Source organism: Domibacillus sp. F004, from assembly GCF_057814295.1.
The window spans coordinates 1-298 of the sequence record NZ_JBVATB010000048.1 but is presented as its reverse complement, the minus strand read 5'-3'; the positions used below and the strand labels follow the sequence as shown (position 1 = coordinate 298).

Annotated in this window: 1 pseudogene; it reads left to right on the top strand. The window is 43.0% G+C overall.

The features are described 5' to 3' along the window. Positions 1–298: pseudogene (locus tag ACZYRN_RS19375) on the top strand (sulfite reductase [NADPH] flavoprotein alpha-component); the annotation flags it as partial.

Sequence of the window (298 nt, the reverse complement as noted above, 5' to 3'; positions counted from 1 at the left end):
GGGTGACACATTGCCAGTTTATATTCAGCATAATCAAAACTTCAAATTACCGGAAAATCCAGACACGCCAATTATTATGGTTGGACCGGGTACGGGCATTGCGCCTTTCCGTTCCTGTATGCAAGAACGTGAAGAAATCGGTACAGAAGGAAAATCATGGCTATTCTTTGGTGACCAGCATTTTGTAACAGATTTCTTATATCAAACCGAATGGCAACAGTGGCTAAAAGACGGCGTGCTCACCAAAATGGATGTCGCATTCTCACGTGATGCAGATGATAAAGTGTACGTTCAACAC